General features: G+C 47.8%; 23 protein-coding genes. 13 read left to right on the top strand and 10 right to left on the bottom strand.

Going from position 1 to position 21,867, the window contains the following annotated elements; genetic code table 11:
• The first annotated feature begins 116 nt into the window (after positions 1 to 116).
• From B8987_RS13760 to spoIIM, 6 genes are all read left to right on the top strand, one after another.
• Positions 117 to 1,184 (top strand): Glu/Leu/Phe/Val dehydrogenase dimerization domain-containing protein, encoded by a 1,068-nt coding sequence (locus B8987_RS13760; protein ID WP_020373277.1) that lies wholly within the window; start codon positions 117 to 119, stop codon positions 1,182 to 1,184.
• Positions 1,185 to 1,505: 321 nt separating this feature from the next.
• On the top strand, positions 1,506 to 2,234 hold the full coding sequence (locus tag B8987_RS13765; RefSeq protein ID WP_020373276.1) for a hypothetical protein: 729 nt from the start codon (positions 1,506 to 1,508) through the stop codon (positions 2,232 to 2,234).
• 293 nt (positions 2,235 to 2,527) lie between these two features.
• Complete coding sequence (locus B8987_RS13770; RefSeq protein WP_020373275.1) at positions 2,528 to 2,875, top strand: RNA chaperone Hfq; 348 nt, start codon at positions 2,528 to 2,530, stop codon at positions 2,873 to 2,875.
• Positions 2,876 to 3,032: 157 nt separating this feature from the next.
• Positions 3,033 to 3,560: an NUDIX hydrolase gene (locus tag B8987_RS13775; RefSeq protein ID WP_020373274.1), complete on the top strand. Its 528-nt coding sequence runs from the start codon at positions 3,033 to 3,035 to the stop codon at positions 3,558 to 3,560.
• A gap of 38 nt (positions 3,561 to 3,598) precedes the next feature.
• On the top strand, positions 3,599 to 4,357 hold the full coding sequence (locus tag B8987_RS13780) for a helix-turn-helix domain-containing protein (RefSeq protein WP_020373273.1): 759 nt from the start codon (positions 3,599 to 3,601) through the stop codon (positions 4,355 to 4,357).
• A gap of 33 nt (positions 4,358 to 4,390) precedes the next feature.
• Positions 4,391 to 5,023, top strand: a complete 633-nt coding sequence (gene spoIIM, locus B8987_RS13785) for a stage II sporulation protein M (protein ID WP_020373272.1) — start codon at positions 4,391 to 4,393, stop codon at positions 5,021 to 5,023.
• Between the two features lie 357 nt (positions 5,024 to 5,380).
• Here the strand turns inward: spoIIM and B8987_RS13790 are convergent, their stop codons facing one another.
• A complete protein-coding gene (locus tag B8987_RS13790; protein ID WP_020373271.1) occupies positions 5,381 to 6,328 on the bottom strand; it encodes a 5-oxoprolinase subunit C family protein in 948 nt (315 codons plus the stop codon).
• Positions 6,325 to 7,032, bottom strand: coding sequence for a 5-oxoprolinase subunit PxpB (gene pxpB, locus B8987_RS13795; protein ID WP_020373270.1), 708 nt, complete (start codon positions 7,030 to 7,032; stop codon positions 6,325 to 6,327). The genes B8987_RS13790 and pxpB overlap by 4 nt, the downstream gene beginning before the upstream one ends.
• A gap of 657 nt (positions 7,033 to 7,689) precedes the next feature.
• On the opposite strand from pxpB, the gene B8987_RS13800 reads away from it, so the two are divergent.
• Together B8987_RS13800 and B8987_RS13805 are read left to right on the top strand one after the other, a co-directional pair.
• Positions 7,690 to 7,965: a YciI family protein gene (locus B8987_RS13800; protein ID WP_242823907.1), complete on the top strand. Its 276-nt coding sequence runs from the start codon at positions 7,690 to 7,692 to the stop codon at positions 7,963 to 7,965.
• Entirely contained in the window at positions 7,952 to 8,761 is an 810-nt protein-coding gene (locus B8987_RS13805; RefSeq protein WP_139793564.1) for an SDR family oxidoreductase, read from the top strand. The genes B8987_RS13800 and B8987_RS13805 overlap by 14 nt, the downstream gene beginning before the upstream one ends.
• A gap of 52 nt (positions 8,762 to 8,813) precedes the next feature.
• On the opposite strand, the gene B8987_RS13810 is transcribed toward B8987_RS13805, so the two are convergent.
• Positions 8,814 to 9,722 carry an EamA family transporter gene (locus B8987_RS13810; protein ID WP_139793565.1) on the bottom strand — a complete coding sequence of 303 codons (909 nt, stop codon included), beginning with the start codon at positions 9,720 to 9,722 and terminating at the stop codon, positions 8,814 to 8,816.
• Between the two features lie 464 nt (positions 9,723 to 10,186).
• Between B8987_RS13810 and B8987_RS13815 the strand changes: the two genes are divergently transcribed.
• Positions 10,187 to 12,148, top strand: coding sequence for an acetoacetate--CoA ligase (locus tag B8987_RS13815; protein WP_020373266.1), 1,962 nt, complete (start codon positions 10,187 to 10,189; stop codon positions 12,146 to 12,148).
• Positions 12,149 to 12,192: 44 nt separating this feature from the next.
• Here the strand turns inward: B8987_RS13815 and B8987_RS13820 are convergent, their stop codons facing one another.
• Positions 12,193 to 12,759, bottom strand: a complete 567-nt coding sequence (locus B8987_RS13820; RefSeq protein ID WP_020373265.1) for a cysteine hydrolase family protein — start codon at positions 12,757 to 12,759, stop codon at positions 12,193 to 12,195.
• Between the two features lie 340 nt (positions 12,760 to 13,099).
• Between B8987_RS13820 and B8987_RS13825 the strand changes: the two genes are divergently transcribed.
• The gene (locus tag B8987_RS13825) at positions 13,100 to 14,110 is read left to right on the top strand and encodes a COX15/CtaA family protein (RefSeq protein WP_020373264.1); all 1,011 of its coding nucleotides are present in this window, start codon (positions 13,100 to 13,102) and stop codon (positions 14,108 to 14,110) included.
• On the opposite strand, the gene B8987_RS13830 is transcribed toward B8987_RS13825, so the two are convergent.
• Entirely contained in the window at positions 14,107 to 14,745 is a 639-nt protein-coding gene (locus B8987_RS13830) for a sigma-70 family RNA polymerase sigma factor (protein WP_176213246.1), read from the bottom strand. The genes B8987_RS13825 and B8987_RS13830 overlap by 4 nt on opposite strands.
• Positions 14,746 to 14,984: 239 nt before the next feature.
• Here B8987_RS13830 and B8987_RS13835 point away from each other — a divergent pair, with 239 nt between their 5' ends.
• Positions 14,985 to 16,406 carry an NAD-dependent malic enzyme gene (locus B8987_RS13835; RefSeq protein WP_242823906.1) on the top strand — a complete coding sequence of 474 codons (1,422 nt, stop codon included), beginning with the start codon at positions 14,985 to 14,987 and terminating at the stop codon, positions 16,404 to 16,406.
• Between the two features lie 41 nt (positions 16,407 to 16,447).
• Here the strand turns inward: B8987_RS13835 and B8987_RS13840 are convergent, their stop codons facing one another.
• From B8987_RS13840 to B8987_RS13855, 4 genes are all read right to left on the bottom strand, one after another.
• A complete protein-coding gene (locus tag B8987_RS13840; protein WP_020373261.1) occupies positions 16,448 to 16,987 on the bottom strand; it encodes an HD domain-containing protein in 540 nt (179 codons plus the stop codon).
• A gap of 17 nt (positions 16,988 to 17,004) precedes the next feature.
• The gene (locus tag B8987_RS13845) at positions 17,005 to 17,694 is read right to left on the bottom strand and encodes a dTMP kinase (RefSeq protein ID WP_020373260.1); all 690 of its coding nucleotides are present in this window, start codon (positions 17,692 to 17,694) and stop codon (positions 17,005 to 17,007) included.
• A gap of 58 nt (positions 17,695 to 17,752) precedes the next feature.
• On the bottom strand, positions 17,753 to 18,469 hold the full coding sequence (tmk, locus tag B8987_RS13850; RefSeq protein ID WP_020373259.1) for a dTMP kinase: 717 nt from the start codon (positions 18,467 to 18,469) through the stop codon (positions 17,753 to 17,755).
• 222 nt (positions 18,470 to 18,691) lie between these two features.
• Complete coding sequence (locus B8987_RS13855) at positions 18,692 to 20,209, bottom strand: Ppx/GppA phosphatase family protein (protein WP_157782285.1); 1,518 nt, start codon at positions 20,207 to 20,209, stop codon at positions 18,692 to 18,694.
• Positions 20,210 to 20,334: 125 nt separating this feature from the next.
• On the opposite strand from B8987_RS13855, the gene B8987_RS13860 reads away from it, so the two are divergent.
• Positions 20,335 to 20,622, top strand: coding sequence for a hypothetical protein (locus B8987_RS13860; RefSeq protein WP_020373257.1), 288 nt, complete (start codon positions 20,335 to 20,337; stop codon positions 20,620 to 20,622).
• Here the strand turns inward: B8987_RS13860 and B8987_RS13865 are convergent.
• Positions 20,592 to 21,257 (bottom strand): hypothetical protein, encoded by a 666-nt coding sequence (locus B8987_RS13865; protein ID WP_020373256.1) that lies wholly within the window; start codon positions 21,255 to 21,257, stop codon positions 20,592 to 20,594. The genes B8987_RS13860 and B8987_RS13865 overlap by 31 nt on opposite strands.
• 203 nt (positions 21,258 to 21,460) lie before the next feature.
• On the opposite strand from B8987_RS13865, the gene B8987_RS13870 reads away from it, so the two are divergent.
• On the top strand, positions 21,461 to 21,727 hold the full coding sequence (locus B8987_RS13870) for a GntR family transcriptional regulator (RefSeq protein ID WP_020373255.1): 267 nt from the start codon (positions 21,461 to 21,463) through the stop codon (positions 21,725 to 21,727).
• Positions 21,728 to 21,867 lie beyond the last annotated feature (140 nt).

The raw sequence follows: 21,867 nt of genomic DNA on the forward strand, positions 1-21,867 counted from the left end.
TTACCATCTACGAGGTTTATGCCATCATGATGAGCGGAGTCGGCAATGGCGGCTCCCAGCCATCCAACCGAAAAACAGAAAGGAAGTGACTCTCGCGCGTCTTGCGCGAGTGAGGAATGAACATATTTGAAGCGATGGAACAGTATGGTCACGAGGAATTGGTCTTTTGGTATGACCATACCACAGGATTGAAAGCGATCGTGGCGATACATGATACAACGCTCGGTCCGGCTCTCGGTGGTCTTAGAATGTGGCCGTATGATTCTGAAGATGATGCCATTACCGATGTTCTTCGACTGTCCCGGGGGATGACATATAAAAATGCGGCCATGGGACTAGACTTAGGAGGCGGAAAGTCTGTGATTTGGGCGGACTCGCGCCATGATAAGTCGGAGGCCATGTTGCGCTCTTTTGGCCGTCTCATTCAAAGTCTAGGCGGGCGCTACATTACTGCGGAAGATGTGGGGGTTAACGCCGATGATATGGCTGTGATTGCCCGTGAAACCGAATTTGTGGGCGGCCTGAAGGAAACCAGTGGCGATCCCTCGCCGGCGACTGCGGTGGGCGTTTTGGAAGGCATGAAGGCGGCCATGAAAATGGCATTTGGTTCGGACGATTTCCACGGTCGTACAGTAGCCATTCAAGGATTAGGACATGTGGGAAGTTTATTGGGCGAAATGCTCAAAGAAGCCGGAGCCCAATTAATTGTGACGGACATTCATCCTGAAGAGGGCAAACAAGTTGCGGAACGCCTCGGAGCCAAATGGGTGGAACCCCAAGAGATTTATGGTGTAGAGGCTGACATTTTTGCCCCGTGTGCGCTGGGAGCCATTATCAACGACGGCACCATTCCCCAGTTTAAATGCAAAGTCATTGCGGGTTCAGCAAATAACCAACTCAAAGAACCCCGCCATGGTTTGGAGCTCATGCGTCGCGGGATTGTGTATGTCCCGGATTACGTGATTAATGGTGGTGGCGTCGTCAATGTTGCCGATGAATTTCACCGAGATGGATACAACAAAGAACGAGCCTATGCCCGTGTTCGCGCGATTGGCAAACAGGTTGGGGAAATCTTGACCCGTTCCCAAAAGGAGAATATTCCGACCCAAGAAGCCGCTGACCAGGTGGCTGAACACCGCATCCGGGAACTCGGACAGATTAATTCGACCTATATTCCCGAATAGTGCCCAGAAAATAAAGGAATTTTCAAAGAGGATATCGAATTGTTGGATATCCTCTTTGAGTGCATTGCATGCGGATTTGTGTTTTGAGGCGGTGCCCAACAAAGTTTTGTGCCAGCTTCGAACCAAAAGAGGTGGATCTGGTCAAAAAGTCCTCAACTCGGGTAACGCCAAGAGCCCCAGTAGGGCATTCAAAACAAAAGCCTAATGACTGAGGATTTCAATAAATGAACGGGCGGCAAGGATGTATCTTACAGTCATTTCCGATCCTTTCCTTGCACGACCATTTCACAATGACAGTCTAATGAAGGAGTTTCCGTCCGGATGAGCGGAGAATTCGATCACGTTTCTGTGGATGAAATTGAAGCCCTGATAAAGCGTTTACCCACCGTATTGCGGTGTCATGTTGCGGTAAATGAATGGGGCGCTGTAGAAGAAATTCACGTGTTGACCACGCTGGATCGCTCGCCCAAGCAGATCGTGCGTGATGTGGAAAGTGCGTTATTAGCCCAATGGAATTTGCGCGTGGATCATAAGAAAATATCGGTGGCTCAAATAATAGATGACAGTCATATGCAGCCCCTACCCCGGCTGACGGTTGCGGAGTTTCGTATGGACCTAGATACCATTCATCAAACCGGTCATAGTTTTGTGCGTCTGCAGCCGAGCAATGATGAGTTGACGAGTTATGAAGGACACTGGCAAGGTCGGTATGTGCCAAGTCAATACCATTACATGATGGCGTGGGCTACGGTTGAAGCGTTAAACCAAATCCCGGAGTTGCCTGAACCCTTTGTGTTGTCCGAATTGAAGACTTTTACGTTAGCCGGACGGACTGTTGTGGCAGTGGCCCTTAGTTATGTGACATCGAAACGGCGAGAAGAGATTTTGGTCGGGGCCGCGCCGGAACGTGGAGACGGGCAGGGGGCAGCCGTACGGGCCGTGTTGGATGCCATTAACCGGCGCTTGGCGCAAATCCAACGACCGAGGCCTGCGCATCTAGCAACCGGAGATATCCTGTCACCTGGTGAGACAGCGGGAGACGAGCATTGAGGGAAGCTTGCCTGTTTTCTGGGGAAATGGGGTGTAAGCCACGGAGCAGGACTGGGTTGTTATACATAAAAAACCGCCTTTCCCAATAGCCTTTGGAGCAACGAACAAGATGATGCCGAATTAGCTGTCTTCTTATCTTAATGGCGATCCCGGAAACAACATCATGCTAACACGGTGATCTAAAGGGCATAACCTGGTTTCACAACCTTAGCACAAGGTTTTGACCCACATGCTTTATTTCGATGTGACCACGAAAGCTCAAGAGCACAACATGGTGAGAAAGAGGGATAAATATGTCTCGTGATAGATGGGTAGAAGTACCCCAAACCAACCGCAGCGCTAAAGCCCGCATCCAAAAACCTCATTCAACTCAAAACGCGGCTCCAGCGCATGTTTCTACAGGACCAGCGGGTAACCGTACGAGTTATGTCCAGGATGCTTTTTATCAGCATTTGATGACTGAGCGGTCTTTAGTCGAAGTCGTATTTTTGGATGGCATGTCCCTAATAGGAGTCATCGACGGGTTTGATACCTATGCCATTTTATTATTGAGCAATGGTGAGGAGATTCTGGTTTTTAAATCGGCCATTCGTTATATTCATCTTTATTTGGGTGATGGCAATGAGGAGCAAAATGTGTAAGATATAAATTAAGCGAGATGGTTAAAGGCCATGTTTTTAACCACTGCTCCAATTCACGTACAGAACCTACGAATAATATTTTGTGGGGCTTAAGATTCAAGAGTCATCACCTCTTTTGGTTACATTGAGTATGCAACATGAAAGGAATTTTATACCTATGGAGCATCGTTCGGGTCCCGGACAATGGGTATATCAAGGTCGAACGATATCTGTTCGTGTAGACCCCGTGAAGGTGAGAACGATTTTCACTTCACGCGAAGTGGTGGTCCGCGTGCCAGCGGTGGCGGTTATTGCGGAAACACATGATGCTCAAATTGTGATGATCAAGCAATATCGATGGGCTGTCGGCCAGTGGTTATATGAATTGCCCGCAGGAAAAGTGGATGGAACCGAGAGCCCTTTGATGGCGGCCAAGAGGGAATTACAAGAAGAAACAGGATATCTGGCGAATGAGTGGTGGTTGGTGAGGACGTTTTATCCCACCCCTGGCTATAGTGATGAGAAAATCTTTTTGTTTTACGCCCGGGATTTAACTCATACTCAAGCACATCTCGATGCAGACGAAGAAATCGACACAGAATTATGGGACATCCATAAGATTCGCGCCTTTCTCGAATCTGCTGAGGACATTAATGGGATCGCATTGACCGGGCTACAATGGTGGCTGTGTAAAGATATCGATTAAGATGCGTTATACACACGCCCTTGAGGAGGCGTTTGTCCATGGAATCGATACCGTTAATTGAGGATATCCATGCGGAGTTGCTCCAGGCCAAACATCATGGCCATGACCTTTTAAAACGCTTTGGCGTCTGGATGCGCCAACACCGGGAACGGCGCGGACTTACAGTTACCGAACTCGCGCACCGTATAGGTGTCTCGCAAGTCCTCATAACACGCGTAGAACGAGGCAATGCTGTCTTAAGTGAAAGCAAATTATCAAAAATTTTTGAAATCCTTGAAATACATCCCATGTTCTGGCGGCGCTTTCAAGAGAGTCACGAGGATCCTAACATTCATGAACAGGCTCACATGCTTCATGCCCAATTGCAGACGGCACGGATTTGTTGCCCTGCTTTGATGCTGGAATTCGGCTGGTATGTTCGTCATTATCGTCATCAAAAACATTGGACGGAAACGGAACTGGCAGCAAAAGTGGGGGTGACGAAGCAGACCATCTGTGGGGTAGAGCAAGGGAAGATGGTTCCGAGTGCGACCTTAATTACTCATTTGGCGGAACAACTCAATATGTCGCTGCGCGATTGGCGTATTCCTTCTAATCACGGGATTTTTGACGGCCCCCAGGATCTTTTTTGGCATACGCTGACGCGGTTATGGGGAGGGTTAGCAGACGAGGATAAAATGGTCATCTTGCAATTAATTGGCCGTTTGAGTCGGGATGAATCGCGTTGGGATGACCAGCAATCGTGGAATACTGTGGGAGAAAAAGCCGAAGGTCAACTCTTAGGTCTAGATCCTTAAGAATCCTCATAGGCTGTTGTAGGGGGGACAGCCATGGTGACAACTCACCCTGCGACCATTTGGGATGAATATCTCCGTCATTATTGGACGCCAGTTTATATTGCCACGGCCGCGTTTGCGGTCGGACTCCTCTTTGGTGTCTTAGCGATTGGAACATTGACACCAGCTGATATTTTTTCCTTGGAGACGTATTTACGCCATTTTGTTGATTTGGAAACCACATCGCCAACATATCATGGCGTATTTCAACCCGCCTTAACGAACAATTTGAAAATTTTAGGTCTGCTCTATATTCTCGGGGTTTCAGTGGCTGGAATGCCCCTCGTGGTCGTGGCCTTGTTTTTCCGCGGGTTCGTCCTGGGTTTTTCGGCCGCATTCATGATTTCCTCATTACATTGGCAAGGCATCGTTCTAACACTCATCACGATCGTGTTACAAAATGTATTCATCGTTCCCGCTCTCATTATTGTGGGTGGGGTGGCATTAGGTTTTTCTTGGCAACTCATTGCGACGAGAAGCCCCGCGGCAAAACAGTCATTAGCTCAACGATTTGGTGCTTTTACGACATTGGTTCTGGCCATGGGATTGGTCATGGTTGTCGGGACGTTTTTAGAAGCCTATGGCGCGCCTTTTTTGATGCATTTATTGGGCCAATGGGGTATTTGACCTATGATTCTATCGGGCTCCGGGCCTTGTTGATGTTGCGATTTTTAAGAGCTCTTTGACGAACACAGATCTAAACAGCATGATCATGTCAATCACACCCTGTGGCCAGAGAAGAGCGGGGACTTTCTCCAGATAGTCCACTGGCATATCAGAGAGCTAAATAGAAGCATTTCTTGTCCTGCCGTGGAGACAAGGACATGCCTTGGGTTTTCAGCTTCAGATTTTCAACGATAGGCCTTTCCGTGCATGCATCAAAAGAAGCTGGCGAGTCCGATGTGCCTTGACATCAACTTTTTCTCCGGATGGACTTACATAATATGTGACCTTCATGGAAAACGGTTAGGCTCTTCATAAACATCAAAGACCTGTCAAAATTTGCTCGCGCCATGCCATCAGTCTTTGGTAAATGCGGCGACTTAAAGATTGGGCAGCGGCTAACGACTCGGCTGCAAAGCGCAGCGGAGAAGACATGGGCCACTGGGCGAGACGCCACAATTCTGGTCCCAGCAGAGTTGCGATAATGGGATAGCCTCCAATGGTGCCGCGTTGATTCAATAACACAATAGGTTGTCCATCTGGAGGGACCTGAATGGCGCCCGGTACTGTACCTTCAGACAACCGGCTGGCGGCCTGGTTATGGGGGGGCACGGGGCTTCCCATCAGCCGAATCCCCATGATGTTGCTTAGCTTGTTAATCGTATACGATTCCTTGAAAAAGGTTTCTAAGGTATTGGATGAAAACTCATAAGCATGGGGTCCGAGCACGACTTTGAGCGGTTCTTCTGTGGAATAATAGGCCCAATGGGGAGCAGTATGTACCGTGGCCGGCCATGGGGTTTCTATGGGTTTTAGGGGAATACGGTCGCCCGACCGTAAAGAGCGACCATGCCATCCTCCAATACCCGCTGTAAAATCTGTAGAACGGCTCCCCAAAATGACGGGAGTGTCAAGCCCGCCTTGAATAGCTAAATAAGCCCGGGACGTTGTTAGGCGCCCGATCTGCACGAGTTGTTGGGATTTCGCCATGAGCGTCATTGCACCGGAATAGATTTCGTTATCGATGCGCACAGTTTCGGCTCCCACCACGGCAAAAGTTACGGGATGATCAGCAGTGAATTCCAATCCCTGATAAGTCATTTCAATGGCGGCTTCGTGCAAATCGTTATGAACCAAGGTCTGTGCAATCACAAAAGACTGGAAATCTAATGGACCACACCGATTGAGACCCAAATATTCAAGTCCAGGGCGGCCCAGATCTTGAATGTGAGAAAAAGCGCCTGCTTTAACAATATGAAGGGTTCTCATGTAACCCACTCCACGCTCATGGATTGTTCGGGATTGGCCGCGAATTGATCATATTCAGCACGACTAATGGGAAAAAAGTGCAATAAATCTCCCGGATGATAGACGATGGGAGGATTGTTGTGAGGGCGAAACAGAGTCAAGGGAGTGCGTCCAATCAGGTGCCATCCCCCAGGGGTCGTGACCGGATAAATCCCTGTTTGACGTCCCCCAATCGCCACAGAACCAGCGGGAACTTTGGGCCTTGGAGTTTGACGCCGCGGCGTTATGAGTTGTGGTGAAAGACCCGACAAATAAGGAAAACCCGGAGAAAATCCTACGGCTTCAATCCGGTAATCCGGGTAAGTATGCAGTTCAATAACCTCTTCAACGGAAAGATGATGAAAGTTCGCGACATAGGCCAAGTCGGGACCAAATTCTTCATCATAACAGACAGGAATGTGATATCGTTTTACACCTCCATCACTCAATTCTGATATCTCCAGATATTGCTGAAGGATCTCAAGAACATTCTGAAGAGATTGATTCCATGGATAAGATATCGTCAAGGTCGTATAGCTGGGAATCAACTGCCAAGACGTTGTGCGACTATCCCGTCGAACTTGGTCAAAGATTTTATAGATAACTTGCGGATTCTCATATCCCGGCGCTTGAGAAAAATCTAATTGGATATTAAAGTCTCCCATTTCATACCATCGAATGGCCAATTGTAAACCGATCCCTCACCTGGTTAATGTTTGTTCTGACCTCATGGACAGCTGTAACTCGGGTATGCGCTCGTCACGGCTGCATGGTTGATAACGAAATATTCATGTACGGCCTTTGAAATTTGCACATCTTCATCCTTCAGCATAAGTATCCAGAAAGTCTTATGCCGCTGACTTTTGCCTGAATACAAGCCATGCATGAGAATTTATTCTTTCCCGTGTAGTGAAGCGGTGTACGCCTTTGGGCTTGTGCAAGGCGGAATTTTTCGAGCCATGCATTGCCGGGTACCCTAATGTGTTTTCTACGGGCTGTTGCTCGCATGCTCTAGTACCTGCTCAAAAATCGCCAACAATCTCACTATATCTTCATTAATGCTATCATAAACATTACGCCTTTTGGGAACACGGCCTGCTCGAAAAAGACGTTTGGTGGAAGCTGACCTATCTCCGCCTTGTCACCGACCTTTCACGTGGGGGATTGAGCCTACCGGTGACCCATGGGAATTTTTTGACCAATCGTGACAACATAAAGACCAAAAATAGTCGATGTTCCTGTCTTCATTTGACGGTAACAATGCGCTACCCCGTAGTTTCCGGTTAAAATAATACCATGTCTAAAGACTTGAGAAGTAGAATCGAGAAGAAGAAAGAAGGAATATGATGGCGTATTATGCAGCATGGCTGACAATTGTAGATGCTGAATTGAATCAACAAACCCGTCCACAGCATTTGGCCTATTTAAAGCACCTTCATCAACACGGAAAAGTGGCGTGGGCCGGTCCTTTTACTGATAAGTCTGGGGGAATGGTCATTTACCAGACGGATAACACCGAGGAGGCCATGGAGCTCGCCCACAATGATCCGGCTGTCACATCAGGTGCCCGCACGGTTGTGGTGAAGCCCTGGGAATTATTGAATTTTGAAGCGTTATAATTTCTCTCGTGTGGTACTGATTACCGGGACGTCAAGTGGAATTGGCCGAGCTATGGTACAATTTTTGGCCGATAAACACTATATGGTGATTGCCACTGCTCGTGATGCGGAAAGGATAACCGATCTTCCTGCAGCAGCTCATCTTTCATTGGACGTGACCCAACAAGCCCAAATCGATGAGGTCGCACAATATGTCATGCAGCAGTTTGGACGCCTGGATGTCTTAGTGAATAATGCGGGTATGGCAATACGAGGGAGTCTTGAGGATGTTCCGGAAACGATGTGGGAGACGATTTTTGATGTAAACGTCATGGGCCCTGTACGGATGATTCAGGCTTTTGCCCCGTATTTTCGCCGGCAACAATACGGCCACATCATTAATATCACTACCGTCAGGTCACTGTGGGGTATGCCCTTCCTTGGAAGTTATACCGCTAGCAAAGCGGCATTAGATGCGCTAACAATGGCCCTGAGTGATGAAATGGCAGCATGGGGAGTTTTTGTGACGTTAGTTCGGGTGGGATTAACCAAGACGCCGTTATTTCAGCGTTCTAAACAATATTCAGAGCCTTGGATGACTTCCCACTCACCTTATTGGAATTCATATCAACGCGGGCAAAAAATGTTTGAGCGGATAGTGCGTTTTGCGGTGAATCCGCAGGTCATTGCCCAAAAAGTCGAGAACGTAATGAGTTCCTCACGTCCGCCCCGGGTTCTAACCATACCTCTACAAGCCCGGATTTTTGATAATTTATCTCCCTTATTACGCTGGCTAGGCCCGCTAAGAAAGACTTAACCTTCTGAAATCCCGTCAGGCTTTGGTGATTTAAGCCTGACGGGATCGTCAATTATTCCGACTTGGTTTGGGGATAGATGGGATGGGGCTGGTAACGGCGTGGGGAATTTTCCACCAGCGCTGGCACCACACTGCTAAAAGCGATTCCCCCTAATATCAAAAGAATCCCTAACCACCGAGAAAGGTCCACAGACTCTCTGAGCCACAGTGATGATAAAATCACGGCGACTGGCAATTCCCAAGCCGCTAAAATTCCGGTTAACGCCGGTGGTAACTTGGGAGCGCTCACATAAATGGCAATGAGAGGAATGGTAAGACTAAACAGTCCAATGACGGTTCCCCATGTCCAAATTTTAAGAGAAAATAGCTCTTGGGGAGTCTGCCACGGCTGTCCGGCTAGGAGAACAACCACAAAACTGACACTGGTCGAGATGCTCGCCCGTTGCCATGCTGATAACTGACCCACGATTTGTCCGGATAATAAGAGACTTAGCGCGTACAATGTGGCCGCCATCAGGCCGAGTCCCACCGCCCACAGAGGAAAATGCCACTTGGCGGGTCCAGCAGCAAATACGGTGCCGATGACAATGATGGCAATCGCCAGTTGTTCGTGTTTCTTAGGCCATTGCCGCCGGATTAGGCCGTTAATGACCGGAAGAATCCAGGCAAACTGAAAGAGCAAAACGATACCGACGGCTCCGGGGACGAATGCTAAACTATGATAATAGGATAATGATGCTGCCGCTCCGATGACTCCTAATAGAGCCATATAGGCAATTTCTTTTTTACGAGCTTTGGCTATAGGCACACGCTTTTTGGTGCCGAGTGCGCCGAACCATAATAAGATGATACTCACCGGGTATTGGCTGACAGTGAGTTTGGTTACAGGGATACCGTGGGCAATGGCCATTTTGACTAAAGGTGTGACAAGACCATAAGATGTTCCGGCAAGAAGCATCAAGACAATGGATTTCCAGCGAATCGGCGTAAACCTTCGTTCCTCTCTGCGCTAAATTACGGTGTGATGACGACAGCGTTACCTATTATATAGAAATTTTGTTGAAATGCACGGAGGAATTTGCTGTTAATCCGTCTCTTTAGTGTGGCCTTTTTTAGAAGAGGAATTTGAGAGTTGAGCGTATGCCGTGACTGTTCAGGTCCCCATTCTTCAGTGTATTATCGTGATGAGAAAGACGCGGAGAAAGAGGGCGTAGCTTGGATGTTTTGTGCGAAACAGTAGTCCATCTATCGCAAGTGATGCAAAAAACATCTCGAAGCCTGATTGTTCTACAAAAGCAAGATGGAAATCATAGAAAAATAACTTAATGTGGTCGACAAGTCGAAATTTTTCAAACATACAAAGATCAATGAGTAATTGTTGAAAGCTATGATACGGAGACATGATGAAACGAGGGGAAGAGTATCATGACCATAGAACATCGGGGACGGATTTTATGGGAACCCAGCCAGGAAATTCGCAAGACAGCCAATATTACGCAGTATCAACATTGGCTGCAACAACATTATGGGGTTAATGCGGAAAATTACCACGACTTGTGGAACTGGTCAGTTAATCACATTGACGATTTTTGGGCTTCGATTTGGCATTACTTTGACATAATGGCCGAGCATGGATACTCTACGGTTCGAACGGGAGAAACGATGCCTGATGTGCATTGGTTTGACGGAGCGCAGTTGAACTATGCTCAGCATGCCTTACGTTACGCCAATGAGGGTCCTGCTGTTATTTTCCGCCGGGAAGATGGTTATCAAATTGAGTGGTCGTGGCAAGAGCTGGAAGAACACGTAAGGCGACTACGCGGCGCCTTAGTCGAACTAGGCGTTCAGGCGGGTGACCGGGTGGTCGGCTATTTACCGAATATCCCCCAAAGTGTTGCGGCTTTTTTGGCGGCAGCAAGCCTAGGAGCAGTATGGTCGAGTTGTTCACCAGATTTCGGTTTTCAAGCGGTCATGGATCGTTTTCAACAAATCGAGCCAACCATTTTATTTGCCGTGGACGGCTATTTTTATAATGGAAAAGCGCATAACCGCATTCCTGTCGTTGAGAAACTCCAAGAAAACCTGCCCTCTCTGAGAGCAACCATTCTGGTCCCTTATCTCAACCCGTTGGCCCAGCATGAACAGATGCTGTCTTTTGATAAGCTCACATCTTCCGAACCTTTGAATTTTCTCCCTGTGCCTTTTGAACATCCTTTGTGGATTTTATATTCATCGGGAACGACTGGATTGCCAAAACCCATTGTGCAAGGACATGGGGGTATTCTTCTTTCTCATTTGATGGCCCTGACGTTTCACTTGGATTTATCGCGCAAGGACCGATTTATGTGGTTTACGACCACTGGATGGATGATGTGGAATATCGTTGTTTCAGGCCTTTTATTAGGCACAACTATCGTGCTATACGACGGGAGCCCAGCCTATCCTCATGCGGATGTGCTCTGGCAGTTAGCTGAAGAGGTGCAATTAAGCTTCTTTGGCACGAGTGCCGCCTATGTGAGCATGTGTCAGAAGGCTGGGGTAATTCCTCGCCATCGAAATTTGAAGAGCCTACGGGCCATTGGTTCGACGGGTTCGCCTTTAACACCTGAGAATTTTGAATGGATTTATGAAAACGTGTCCCCTACAGTCTGGTTGACCTCTTTGAGTGGGGGAACCGACGTGTGTAGTGCTGTTGTGGGCGGTGTGCCAACACTCCCAGTCCGTAGTGGTGAAATCCAATGCCGGTATCTCGGTTCTAAGGTTGAAGCCTTTGATCCGGAGGGCCATGCCATTTTTAATGAAGTGGGGGAATTGGTGTTGACGGAACCCATTCCGTCTATGCCACTTTATTTCTATGGGGACGAGGCCAAGGAACGTTATCGGGCTAGCTATTTTGATATGTATCCCGGCGTTTGGCGGCACGGTGATTGGATTTTGATTCATGAAGATGGTAGTGTGGTCATTTATGGGCGGTCTGACGCTACGATTAACCGCGGGGGAGTTCGGATGGGGACCAGTGAATTTTATCGTGTGGTCGAAGACGATCCCCGAATTGTCGATAGTATCATTGTGGATCTTAGTACGCCGGAGCATCCCAATGGATTGTTGTTACTCGTCGTGGTCGCACCTTCTTACTCGTTTGATGAGACTCTGGAAAAGGATTTGCGCAGTCGTCTTCGTGAGGCCTTATCACCGCGCCATGTTCCTGATAAGATCCTAGCAATTCCCGAAGTCCCCAAAACGTTAAACGGCAAGAAAATGGAGGTGCCGCTAAAACGGCTGTTAGGGGGGATTCCTCAAGAGAAAGCCTTTAATCCGGGTACCATGATGAATCCTCAAGCTATGGATTTTATCATCCAACATGTTAAACCGCTCGTGAGGAGCTAAACATGTATCAAGACTTTCTTGGACCGGTAAAGGGCGAGGGATGCTCACTCACCGATAAATTCAAGTTGGTCGACTGTCGTAATCCGCGAGAAAAATGGCAATGAGTATTTTAACGAGGCTTCATGAGCTTCAGCACTGAGTGCTGCGCAAGCATCTTGAGCGACGACAAAATTATATCCGAGGTCAGCCCCCACGCGAACCGTACTTTCCACTCCAATGTTGGTGGCAATGCCTCCAATGACGATAGTGTCCACTTCTAATGCGCGTAAAAGGTGGTCGAGTTCAGTGCCCACGAAGGCGCTACGAACATGTTTGGTCACAACATGATCTTCCGGTAATACCGGTAAGGCATCAATAATATTGTATTGTTTGGGATCCACGGGAACAGATCCAGGGCGTGCTAAGAGCACTTCGGATTCGCCACGCATAGACCGTTTAACATGTTCATAAGGCCTGACGTGAACAAAAATGACTGGGACTTGATGCGTGCGCGCTATCGTTAAAAGGCGTTGGCAAGCCTCAATGGTGCTTTGAAATTGATCATGGCGGGCAATTGAATTTTGCATATCAATAAACATTACGGCGGTGCGTTGGCTACTCAATTGTAGCATGACAGAATACCCCCTCAATTTTCCCTGATTTATCGCCTTGTAACAGGAGTATATTATATCGCAAGTTTGGAAAAGATAACCTGTGTAACCAGTCACCGGTTCCGTCAAAAGTTAATCGGTGGATGAATTTTTGCCAAGCTTTGTTACAGTGATGCATTAAGCATTTACAGGCAAAAAGGTACGAATGTGGTAGTTGTTGTGAACATTGTCAAGTTTTAGAGCAACAGACTTTAGGCCTAAACCGCCGGAGATTTCTCAGACACCGGGCAGAATTTTTGTGGTAGACTGACACAGAGAACGTCTTGCGTGGTGATCACGTCGGGACGGTGAGTAAGGGGCGATGAACACGAAAGATTATCAATTTATTCCGCCATCAAAGGCCATGAAATGGACAGGCATTATTGCGACGATCGGCATGTATATTGTTAATCTCGTAGGATTTCTCGATACGCAAACCGGTTCGGCCTTAGGATGCGGTCCAGATTGGCCATTGTGTAACGGCCAAGTTATTCCCAATCTTAATAACATTCACGTCGTTATCGAATTCACTCACCGCATGCTGGTAGGAGGATTTGCGCTTCTCGCAACAATTTACATGATTTGGGCCTTAATTCGCTATCGTTCTTTTGTAGAAGTGCGGATATTTTCCTTAGTGGGCATTGGATTTATTGTGGTGCAATCTGTTTTAGGGGCCTTAGCCGTCGTGTTTGTCAATCCCCCAACAGTGTTAGCACTGCATTTGGGATTTGGCTTGTTGGCGATGGTTGGAGTGGCCTTGTTAACGGTCTTTCTATTTCAACTTGATGCCGAATCGGGTCACCGTCGTTCCGGTATCTCGTTTCGACAAGATACGCCCATCAGTACAAAGCGCTGGGTATGGGGAACGTGGATATACACCTATATCGCTATCTATTGGGGGTCTTATGTCGCGTTTCGGGGAGCCGGTGAAGCCTGTCCTACCTGGCCACTTTGTAACGGCAAGGTATTTCCTGGATTCTCTGGGGCCGTTGGATTAGATTTTATCCATCGGCTGGCGGCAGTGGGCTTAGCCATACTAACCGTGTTGCTTCTGGGCAATTTACGGCACTATAAGGCAACCCGACCGGATTTGTATAAAGGCGCCTTTTGGCTATTTATTGCAGTTATTGCACAAATTATTACAGGAGCCAATCTTGCCTTAAGCCATGTTGCAACTGGCCCTTATCTCCTGCATATTGCGACATTAATGCTGCTGTTTGCGGATATAAGTTATTTGGTTCTGCAAGTTATTCCCCTAAGTAAAGCGGAACAGCCAAATGTAGAACCCGAATCAGGGTGGTCATCGAGGCAAGTGCATAACCCGCAGGGCTAAAGGTCCTTGCGGGTTTTTTTTAGTTTTCGGCGTATGCGCTGTAGCGCATTATCAATGGTCTTGCGTGGACGTTTGACGGCACGGCTAATCTCCTCATAGCTTTTGCCGTGGCGTCTGGCCTCAAAGACCATGCGTTCTAATGGCGTCAATTCGCCTTCAAGCCGTTGAATTAACTGAGCAGAAGTTTCTTGATCGATGATAAAAACTTCTGGAGATGGTTCATGGTGGGCCACTATGGCGTCGAGCCACGACATATCGCTGGTACCATCACGCCCGGGCTGGTCTAAGGACCACGCCGAATTTAAAACTTGATGCTTGGCCCGTGTTGCGCGAACCACCGCCGAAACAATTTGGCGGCTGACACACAATTTGGCAAATCCGGAAAAATAACCGTGGCGCCGGTCATCAAAATGTTGGATCGCACTCCAAAATCCGATCCATCCTTCCTGGATCACATCATCATGCTCGGCTCCTGGGAGAAAATATCGACCGGCGGTCGCTTTAATTAGCGATGCATAACGGGTCATAAGTTGAATAACGGCATCTTCTTGACCACTTTTTGCCCGCATAATCAGCGTGGATTCATCATGCGTTTGATCGATTTGGGTCGAAATTGGAATCCTCCCCCTAACCATTCTCCGAAGACATACACGTTGCATTATACAGGGCAGAGGGGTTCGCTAAAACTGTGATAAATGACGATGAGGACAAGTTTCGATGCAAAATCATGCGTATGGTTTAATTTTCGAGGAGCTTCTCGTTGGACGAAGTCAGGCTAAATTGTGAGAAAATAGGGTGTTGTCATTCAGCTAACAAAATCCTACCGTATGATGAATAGGATGATGAATATGCTGAAGCAAGAATGCCGGAAAGGATGAAAACGTACGTGGTGCAAAATGGTGTGCAGTATATTATCCGCTTGAATATGCAGCGGGATGGATTACCCTTTCGGGACATTGTGCAGTTAGTCGATGATCTCGGGGGAGACATTATTGCCTGGGACCTAGTGCGGGCAGAAGACCAGAAAACCATCCGCGATTTGACGGTATTGATGGGCACGGCGGAAAAACTGCAGACTCTTGTGGAGAAATTGTCCTTGCTAGAGGGCGTCACAGTAGAAAATGTCTCAGACCGGACATTTTTGATGCATTTAGGGGGAAAAATTGAAATTCGGCCTCGGGTTCACATTAAGACCCGTGCGGATTTGTCACATGTTTATACGCCTGGGGTCGCGCGGGTTGTCGAGGCGATTGCGGAGGATCCCGCAAAGGCCTTTCAATTAACGATGAAACGCAATACGGTTGCTATTGTGACCGATGGTTCGGCGATATTGGGTTTGGGGAATCGAGGACCGAAAGCTGCGCTTCCAGTTATGGAAGGGAAGGCGGTCTTATTCAAGTGGTTAGCTGATGTTGATGCTATTCCCATCTGTTTGGACACCAACGATGTCGATGAAATTGTGGAAACCGTTGTGCGGATTGCTCCGGCTTTTGGGGGAATTAATCTTGAAGATATTGCGGCACCCAGATGTTTTGAGATTGAACGTCGGTTGAGTGAACGTCTGGATATCCCCGTATTTCACGATGATCAACACGGTACCGCAGTTGTCATCCTGGCTGGTCTCATTAATGCTGCCAAGGTGGTGGGCAAGTCTCTGGAATCGTTACGCATTGTCATTGCCGGGATGGGAGCAGCTGGCACCGCGACCACGGAACTATTGCTTCACATGGGCGTGCGGGACATTATCGGTTATGACCGAGTGGGGGCCATTGTGGCTGACAAGTCATATCCCGGCCATCCTGAATGGGAACAATTAGCCCAAAAAATCAATCCCCACAGGCGACAGGGAAGCCTTAAAGATCTCTTATCAGGAGCCGACGTTTTTATTGGTGTGTCGGCTGCGAATCTATTAAGTCCCGAGGATATTCAAGGGATGGCTCCTAATGCTATTTTGTTTGTTATGGCGAATCCAACACCGGAAATTGAGCCGGAAATTGCTCAATTATACGCTAAAGTGGTTGCTACTGGCCGCTCTGATTATCCCAATCAAATTAATAACGTGTTATGCTTCCCAGGATTTTTTCGCGGTGTTCTGGATGCGCGCGCTAAACGGATTACGGTGGGGATGAAAGTGGCGGCCGCTTACGCCTTAGCGTCGGTTGTAAAAGATGAAGAGTTAGGCCCGGAATATATTATCCCTAGTGTATTTAACCGGGAAGTTTCTGAGCGCATTGCCAAAGCCGTGATTCAAGCCGCGGAAAAAGATAATGTGGCGCGACGGAGCCCCAAAATTTAGTCGTTCCCGTATGTTTGATGTTCCCCCCAAAAAATGATTCGTTAAGATACGTCATGAAGTAGAAGTTGGCGATGAAAAGCGGTGTGAAAGCCTTGGGCCTTAATCTGAAGGAGATGGTCCCAAGGCTCTTTCTTGAGACCGCAGACAAAAAGTTCGACAGTGGTCGTCGTAATTTCTATATGTCTAATGTCGGCTTGTTGGTGATGGCAGCGATCGATGCCATCAGCGATGCGCAAGATGGAGGTCATGGCAAACCACGCCGGGTTATGGCTCATCTCATGAAATTTTTGCAGGGTTAAGGTCTTGCGGTGAAAGTACGCTAAGGTCGCTACACAAGACCTGGTGGTATCCTCCCAGCTCTGTGTTTCCATAGCGTGGCGGATAATATACCGGCTATGGCGGTGATGTGCCCGTTTATTGATGAAATATCCAGCGTCATGGAGGAGTGCTGCCGTTTCCAGACATTCTCGCCAGAGACCGTTGGGTGGAAAATCAAGTAGCCCGATAAGGGAGTCATAGAGTTTTAAGGATAACCGGGCAACATGCATAGCATGAGGTCGCTCAACGAGATACTTTTGCATCAAGGTTTCCGTGTGGACTAAGATGAAACCTCTCTCCCTTCCATTTTCGAAATGAGAAGTGGCAAAATGGCCTGAAGGCTATTGGAGCCATCCGCGAGATCCAAGGTGTGCCACGGGACCACGGCTTTAACTTGATCGAGAATATCCCGTACTCGACGCTGAAACGCGATAAAGCCATCCAACCTTTCCCTGTCCGAAACCGATTCCAATGGGTCGAGCGCGTCCGTCACCATCAGTTTACGACGGGCCGCCGACAACGGGTCAGCCTGCGGCTCCAGAACGATATCTGGAATTAATGCGAAGCCTAGCGTGGTTCTTACCCACTGATCATTGAGGCCTTGAGCGACGGCACGGGCATAGAGGCTAATCCAGGAACGATCGGATAGAACTACATAGCCTGCGGTCAGATGCGGTAAGATAATGTGTTCCGTGACAATGGCAAAGAGACTAGCATACAGAAGATGACGACTCTTCATCTCAAGCCGGCGGTCATGCTTGACTTGTGCAATGAACTTCTGTGTTTTGAGATTGGGAAATGGTGTAACGACAACGGCTGGATAGCCTTCAGACTGCAGGAGAGTCTGAATCGACAAGGCGAGCGTGCTGCGCCCTGATCCATCTAATCCATCGATTCCAATATAGAGCCCATCATAATAGGACTTGGGATGTGGCCATGACGGCTCTAGTGTGTGGACCGGTGTTGACACGATTGGATACTCCCTCCAAGATCACTCATGATACTTTATTTTGTGTACCACTGAATTTTTAGTTAGACTCCCTGTTGGCTTGGTCTTGGCTAGAACCAAGAAATTGTGGCATCAAGGGCACACCTTCAAGAATTGGCTTAAGCCAGGATCGTAGTATTTTTTGTTGTTCACGAATAGGTAATGTGGCATCAAATACTTGTAAGAAACCTTGTTCCGTTAAGGCTAAATACGATTGCCGCATCTGTTCTTGAAACCAGAGAAAACTACTCCAGGGATCATGTAGCCCGCTGATATCCTGCCCGCTTTCATAATATTTCAGCTCGCGGGTGGCATGTTTTAAGCGGGCTACCGCGATGTCAGGAGGAGTTGAAAAGTATATAGCGAGATCTGGTTGGGGAACGTCCTCATATAACGCTTTAACCCATTCTAAATCAAGACCTCTTACATGATCTCTGACCCACGCGGTATAGACCCAACGGTCGGCCAGCACGATAAACCCGGCTTGGAGACGGGGTAATATGAGACGGTTTAAACGATCATGAAAGTCACTGGCGTGAAGCAGGCTGAAGGCCGCAGGACCTAACCACCGTTTCTTCTTGGCTTGGCGCATAAAGGGTTTGATTAATGGTGAACTGTTCCACGCTGTGTGGTACACGGGATAACCTTGGGCTGCTAACCACTTTCCCAATAACTCAATCGCTGTACTTTTGCCAGACCCATCCGTGCCTTCTACGACGATTAAACGGCCTGATGGCTGATGATGGTGATCCTGCACAATGAACACTCCCTATTGTCATGAACTCTCCCTTCGTCTCGAGATAGGGACGTCTGGGATTGCGTGTGAAAATTCTTGGTTGTCGACAGCCTATGGGGAACAACCATCTTCCTCCCCTTATGCTACTCTGTCGAAGGTTCCGCTCTAGGATCCAACAATCCCTATCCGTGTGCGCCGAGACGAAAAAAACAAGGATTCATGGATTGACCATTTGGCTAATACCTAAGAAGAGGCGTGCGCGGGCATTGTGTGCAATAACCCTGGCACAATGAGTTTGAGTTGCCAACTCTTTTTCATGTCTTTGGCCAAATCTTCCAGTTCTTTCGTCGGGCTAGAAATGCCTGTTCCCGAAACGGTAATAATCAGTTGTTTATTACTGTGTTGCAAATTTAGGCGTTCTACTCCATTCATTAAGGGCGGGGAAAAAATTTCCGCTAACCGCAATAATACCCCTAATTGACGGATGAGAACTAATTCTTGACGGCTGACAATACTCGAATAGGGGCTCCAAAATTTTTGAAGCCGTTTGGCCGACCGATAGGACGCTATTAAAGCTACCGCAACCCATTCATTATGGCTAAGACCGGTTAGTGGCGCCGCCAGAATTTGATAGAAAGTATGTTGATCCCAATGATACATATTAATATTGCGACCGCTATAACGGAGAAGTGCTGCACATTGTGCGAGTTCCAGTGAGCGATCAGACAAGCCCAAGATTCCTTTAAGTTCTTGACCCAACCGCTTGACTTGTTGTTGGAGGCCTTGGGCTAAGGTTGATGGCCATTCACTGCGCAAGGCAATATTCCATGCGCTATCTAAAGCCAAAGACTGAAATGTCTTGGTTTGGGTGCCGAGATGTTGCAGCAACAAGCCATTGCGTAATCCATAGCCGCTAATAGTCAGGTTATCGGCCTGAGTCGTTTTTAGTAAAGCTAAAATAATGGCGATCCCGGGAACAATAATATCGACCCGATCTTTAGGAATATGCGCCAATTTTTTTCTTTGATCGGGCGTCATGGCGGCGATTTTAGCCAACCACGCCTCAATCATCAAGGTGGGAATTCGAAAATAATGAATTTGTTGGAGCGGATAATCGAGTTCCGCTTGAATGGCGCGGGCCATGACCCGGGCACTACCGCCTAAAGCGATGGCTTGAGGTGGCTTCGATGGTAACCAGTTGCCATGGGTATATTGTTCTTGTAGCCACATCAGCAAATCTTTCAAAGGCATATTTAATGAGGATAACGAGACTGCGCCAAAGGGAAATGAGTGCTGGTGGCGCATTTGGCCATCCTCATAGGCTACGATTTCCGTGCTACCTCCGCCGACATCGACCGTCCAGCCTCGTGATAAGACAATGGTTTCTTGAACCGCAAGAAATCCGATGCGGGCTTCCTCATCACCCGACAAGATTTCCACGGTTAACCCTGTTTGGCGAGTAATTTCTTGGAGCACTTGTTGTTGATTGGCCAAATTTCGTAATGACGCCGTGGCACGAACAATCACCGGACTGGCCCCATAGGCTTGTGCAACATCACGAAAATATCTCAAGGCCTGAACAAGACGGGTGAATCCATCCAATGTGAGAAAACCCTCAGAATCCTTTGCTAAGGCGAGTCGTGGAGTGGCCTTTTGTTCGTCAAGAATGACAGCTGCTCCATGAGCGAGGCGCCGCACGATCATTAGTCGTACGGAATTCGATCCGATATCGATTATAGCGAGTATCGAACTCGCGATCATGACCATCTCCCTTATGTCTCATGTTCTTATTATAAGCGAAAATCTGGTTAATCCTAGTCATGGTGGTTTTCTTGTTATAATGTCAGCAATTGACAACGTTAGATTAGGGAATTGAGGGACAAGTCATGGGCAAACCGCAACATCCATGGATCGATTTATTGAAGCAAGATGCGCCGTATTCAAAAAAGACTATCGGAAGATTTCGATGGGCGGGAATTGTTACGGTGTTGGCATTAGGTATTGGCTATTGGGCCATTTTTCGAGCATTGTCCGGCAGGCTATCTTTATTTATCGTTATGGGAATTGAACTGTTGGGGTTGCTCGTGATGTTGGGCGCTTTGGGAATGGCCATTAAGAGTCGCCAGGACGACATACGACAACATCAAAGCCAACGCGACAAATTGGACAAATGAGAAGGCAAGTGTTGCCACATCATGCCTGTATGCACGATGAGAAATGCCAGCCCCGCAACAATGACGACCCAAAGAACCAAACCGACAAATTCTCTAAGCCAGCTGGGATGGGATACGGGTTTTGAAACAAAGGATTCAGATTGGGGCGGTTCTTGGTGGTAAGCGCTGGTGAATTCTGCTGTCTCTAGTGGCGATGCTGTTCGACCCACTGGAGATGATAGCTTGATGCGCCTATGGTAAAAAAGCGCGGTAATTCCAGTCCCCAAAATAAGACCGCTTAGGAGCCACAATCCTTGAGGCGCTAAGATGGCCCATGCTAAAGGCGAAGACCAGTGCCCAGACTTTAGATTCTGAAGGACGCCTAATAGTTGTGCTTCTTTGTCCAGATGGGCTTTTTCACTGGCGATAGCATTTAATTGTTGATGGAGATTCGTTAATAAGGTGTGCGCTGACGATAGGGTCGCAATCATTCCCATGAAATACGATATGGCCATAAGTGTGGCCACAATCAAGGATAGGATTACCCACCAAGGCCAATACCAATGAGGTCGTTCGACATGCCACAGTTTCTTTTTTCGCGGTGGCAGGTCTTCAGGCAATTTTGCGGGGGTCATGTGAGAACCGAGTTCAGACATGGATCACCCTCCCTTTCGTTGTTCTGTTAACATAATACATGGCTCGTCAAGAGATTGGTCTTCCTAATTATATCCATTTATGACGAAATTTAGCCGAGAGTGACTTCAACCCTTAAAGGTTTTGGCTATATTTTCACACAGGGAGCAGCTATACTGAATTGGAATCCATGGCATAATGATGGCCAAAAAAGAGGTGACACCCGATGGGTCTCATTGATAATCCCAATACTATTGCCGCCAGGTACCGTGATGCGATTCTTACTAAAAGATTGCCTGCGGGTATGAGCATCGACATTAAGCAAGAAGCAAGGGATCAGGGTTTGAACCCCTCTCTTCTTAGACAAGCGATGCAAATTCTTACGACTATGGGTCTTGTTGAATGGGAAGGGAAAAGTCAAGTCAAAATTAAGAGTCTCACCACCCAGACCCTGCAAGATCTTGGTTACACGCTAACAAGACGGCGTCTATAATCCGGTTACTATCATCATAAACTTTAAAAAGATAAACCTTGCAAAGGAATTTAGCCAAGCGGCGGGTGAGGATTGTGGTTTTATTCATCGTCACTCGCCGTGAACTTTTTTGATGTCAACTCTGTTCATGCGACTGAAAA

Source organism: Sulfobacillus thermosulfidooxidans DSM 9293, from assembly GCF_900176145.1.
Lineage (GTDB): Bacteria > Bacillota > Sulfobacillia > Sulfobacillales > Sulfobacillaceae > Sulfobacillus > Sulfobacillus thermosulfidooxidans.

Excerpts from the sequence above, each read along its gene's own strand:
- B8987_RS13770 (WP_020373275.1), top strand. The coding sequence starts at position 2,528 with ATGTCTCGTGATAGATGGGTAGAAGTACCCCAAACCAACCGCAGCGCT.
- B8987_RS13855 (WP_157782285.1), bottom strand. The coding sequence starts at position 20,209 with ATGATCGCGAGTTCGATACTCGCTATAATCGATATCGGATCGAATTCC.
- B8987_RS13825 (WP_020373264.1), top strand. The coding sequence starts at position 13,100 with ATGAACACGAAAGATTATCAATTTATTCCGCCATCAAAGGCCATGAAA.
- B8987_RS13840 (WP_020373261.1), bottom strand. The coding sequence starts at position 16,987 with ATGCAAAAGTATCTCGTTGAGCGACCTCATGCTATGCATGTTGCCCGG.
- B8987_RS13870 (WP_020373255.1), top strand. The coding sequence starts at position 21,461 with ATGGGTCTCATTGATAATCCCAATACTATTGCCGCCAGGTACCGTGAT.
- B8987_RS13820 (WP_020373265.1), bottom strand. The coding sequence starts at position 12,759 with ATGCTACAATTGAGTAGCCAACGCACCGCCGTAATGTTTATTGATATG.
- B8987_RS13865 (WP_020373256.1), bottom strand. The coding sequence starts at position 21,257 with ATGTCTGAACTCGGTTCTCACATGACCCCCGCAAAATTGCCTGAAGAC.
- B8987_RS13790 (WP_020373271.1), bottom strand. The coding sequence starts at position 6,328 with ATGAGAACCCTTCATATTGTTAAAGCAGGCGCTTTTTCTCACATTCAA.
- B8987_RS13830 (WP_176213246.1), bottom strand. The coding sequence starts at position 14,745 with ATGGTTAGGGGGAGGATTCCAATTTCGACCCAAATCGATCAAACGCAT.
- B8987_RS13765 (WP_020373276.1), top strand. The coding sequence starts at position 1,506 with ATGAGCGGAGAATTCGATCACGTTTCTGTGGATGAAATTGAAGCCCTG.
- B8987_RS13860 (WP_020373257.1), top strand. The coding sequence starts at position 20,335 with ATGGGCAAACCGCAACATCCATGGATCGATTTATTGAAGCAAGATGCG.
- B8987_RS13775 (WP_020373274.1), top strand. The coding sequence starts at position 3,033 with ATGGAGCATCGTTCGGGTCCCGGACAATGGGTATATCAAGGTCGAACG.
- B8987_RS13760 (WP_020373277.1), top strand. The coding sequence starts at position 117 with ATGAACATATTTGAAGCGATGGAACAGTATGGTCACGAGGAATTGGTC.
- spoIIM (WP_020373272.1), top strand. The coding sequence starts at position 4,391 with ATGGTGACAACTCACCCTGCGACCATTTGGGATGAATATCTCCGTCAT.
- B8987_RS13815 (WP_020373266.1), top strand. The coding sequence starts at position 10,187 with ATGACCATAGAACATCGGGGACGGATTTTATGGGAACCCAGCCAGGAA.
- B8987_RS13835 (WP_242823906.1), top strand. The coding sequence starts at position 14,985 with ATGAAAACGTACGTGGTGCAAAATGGTGTGCAGTATATTATCCGCTTG.
- B8987_RS13800 (WP_242823907.1), top strand. The coding sequence starts at position 7,690 with ATGATGGCGTATTATGCAGCATGGCTGACAATTGTAGATGCTGAATTG.
- B8987_RS13780 (WP_020373273.1), top strand. The coding sequence starts at position 3,599 with ATGGAATCGATACCGTTAATTGAGGATATCCATGCGGAGTTGCTCCAG.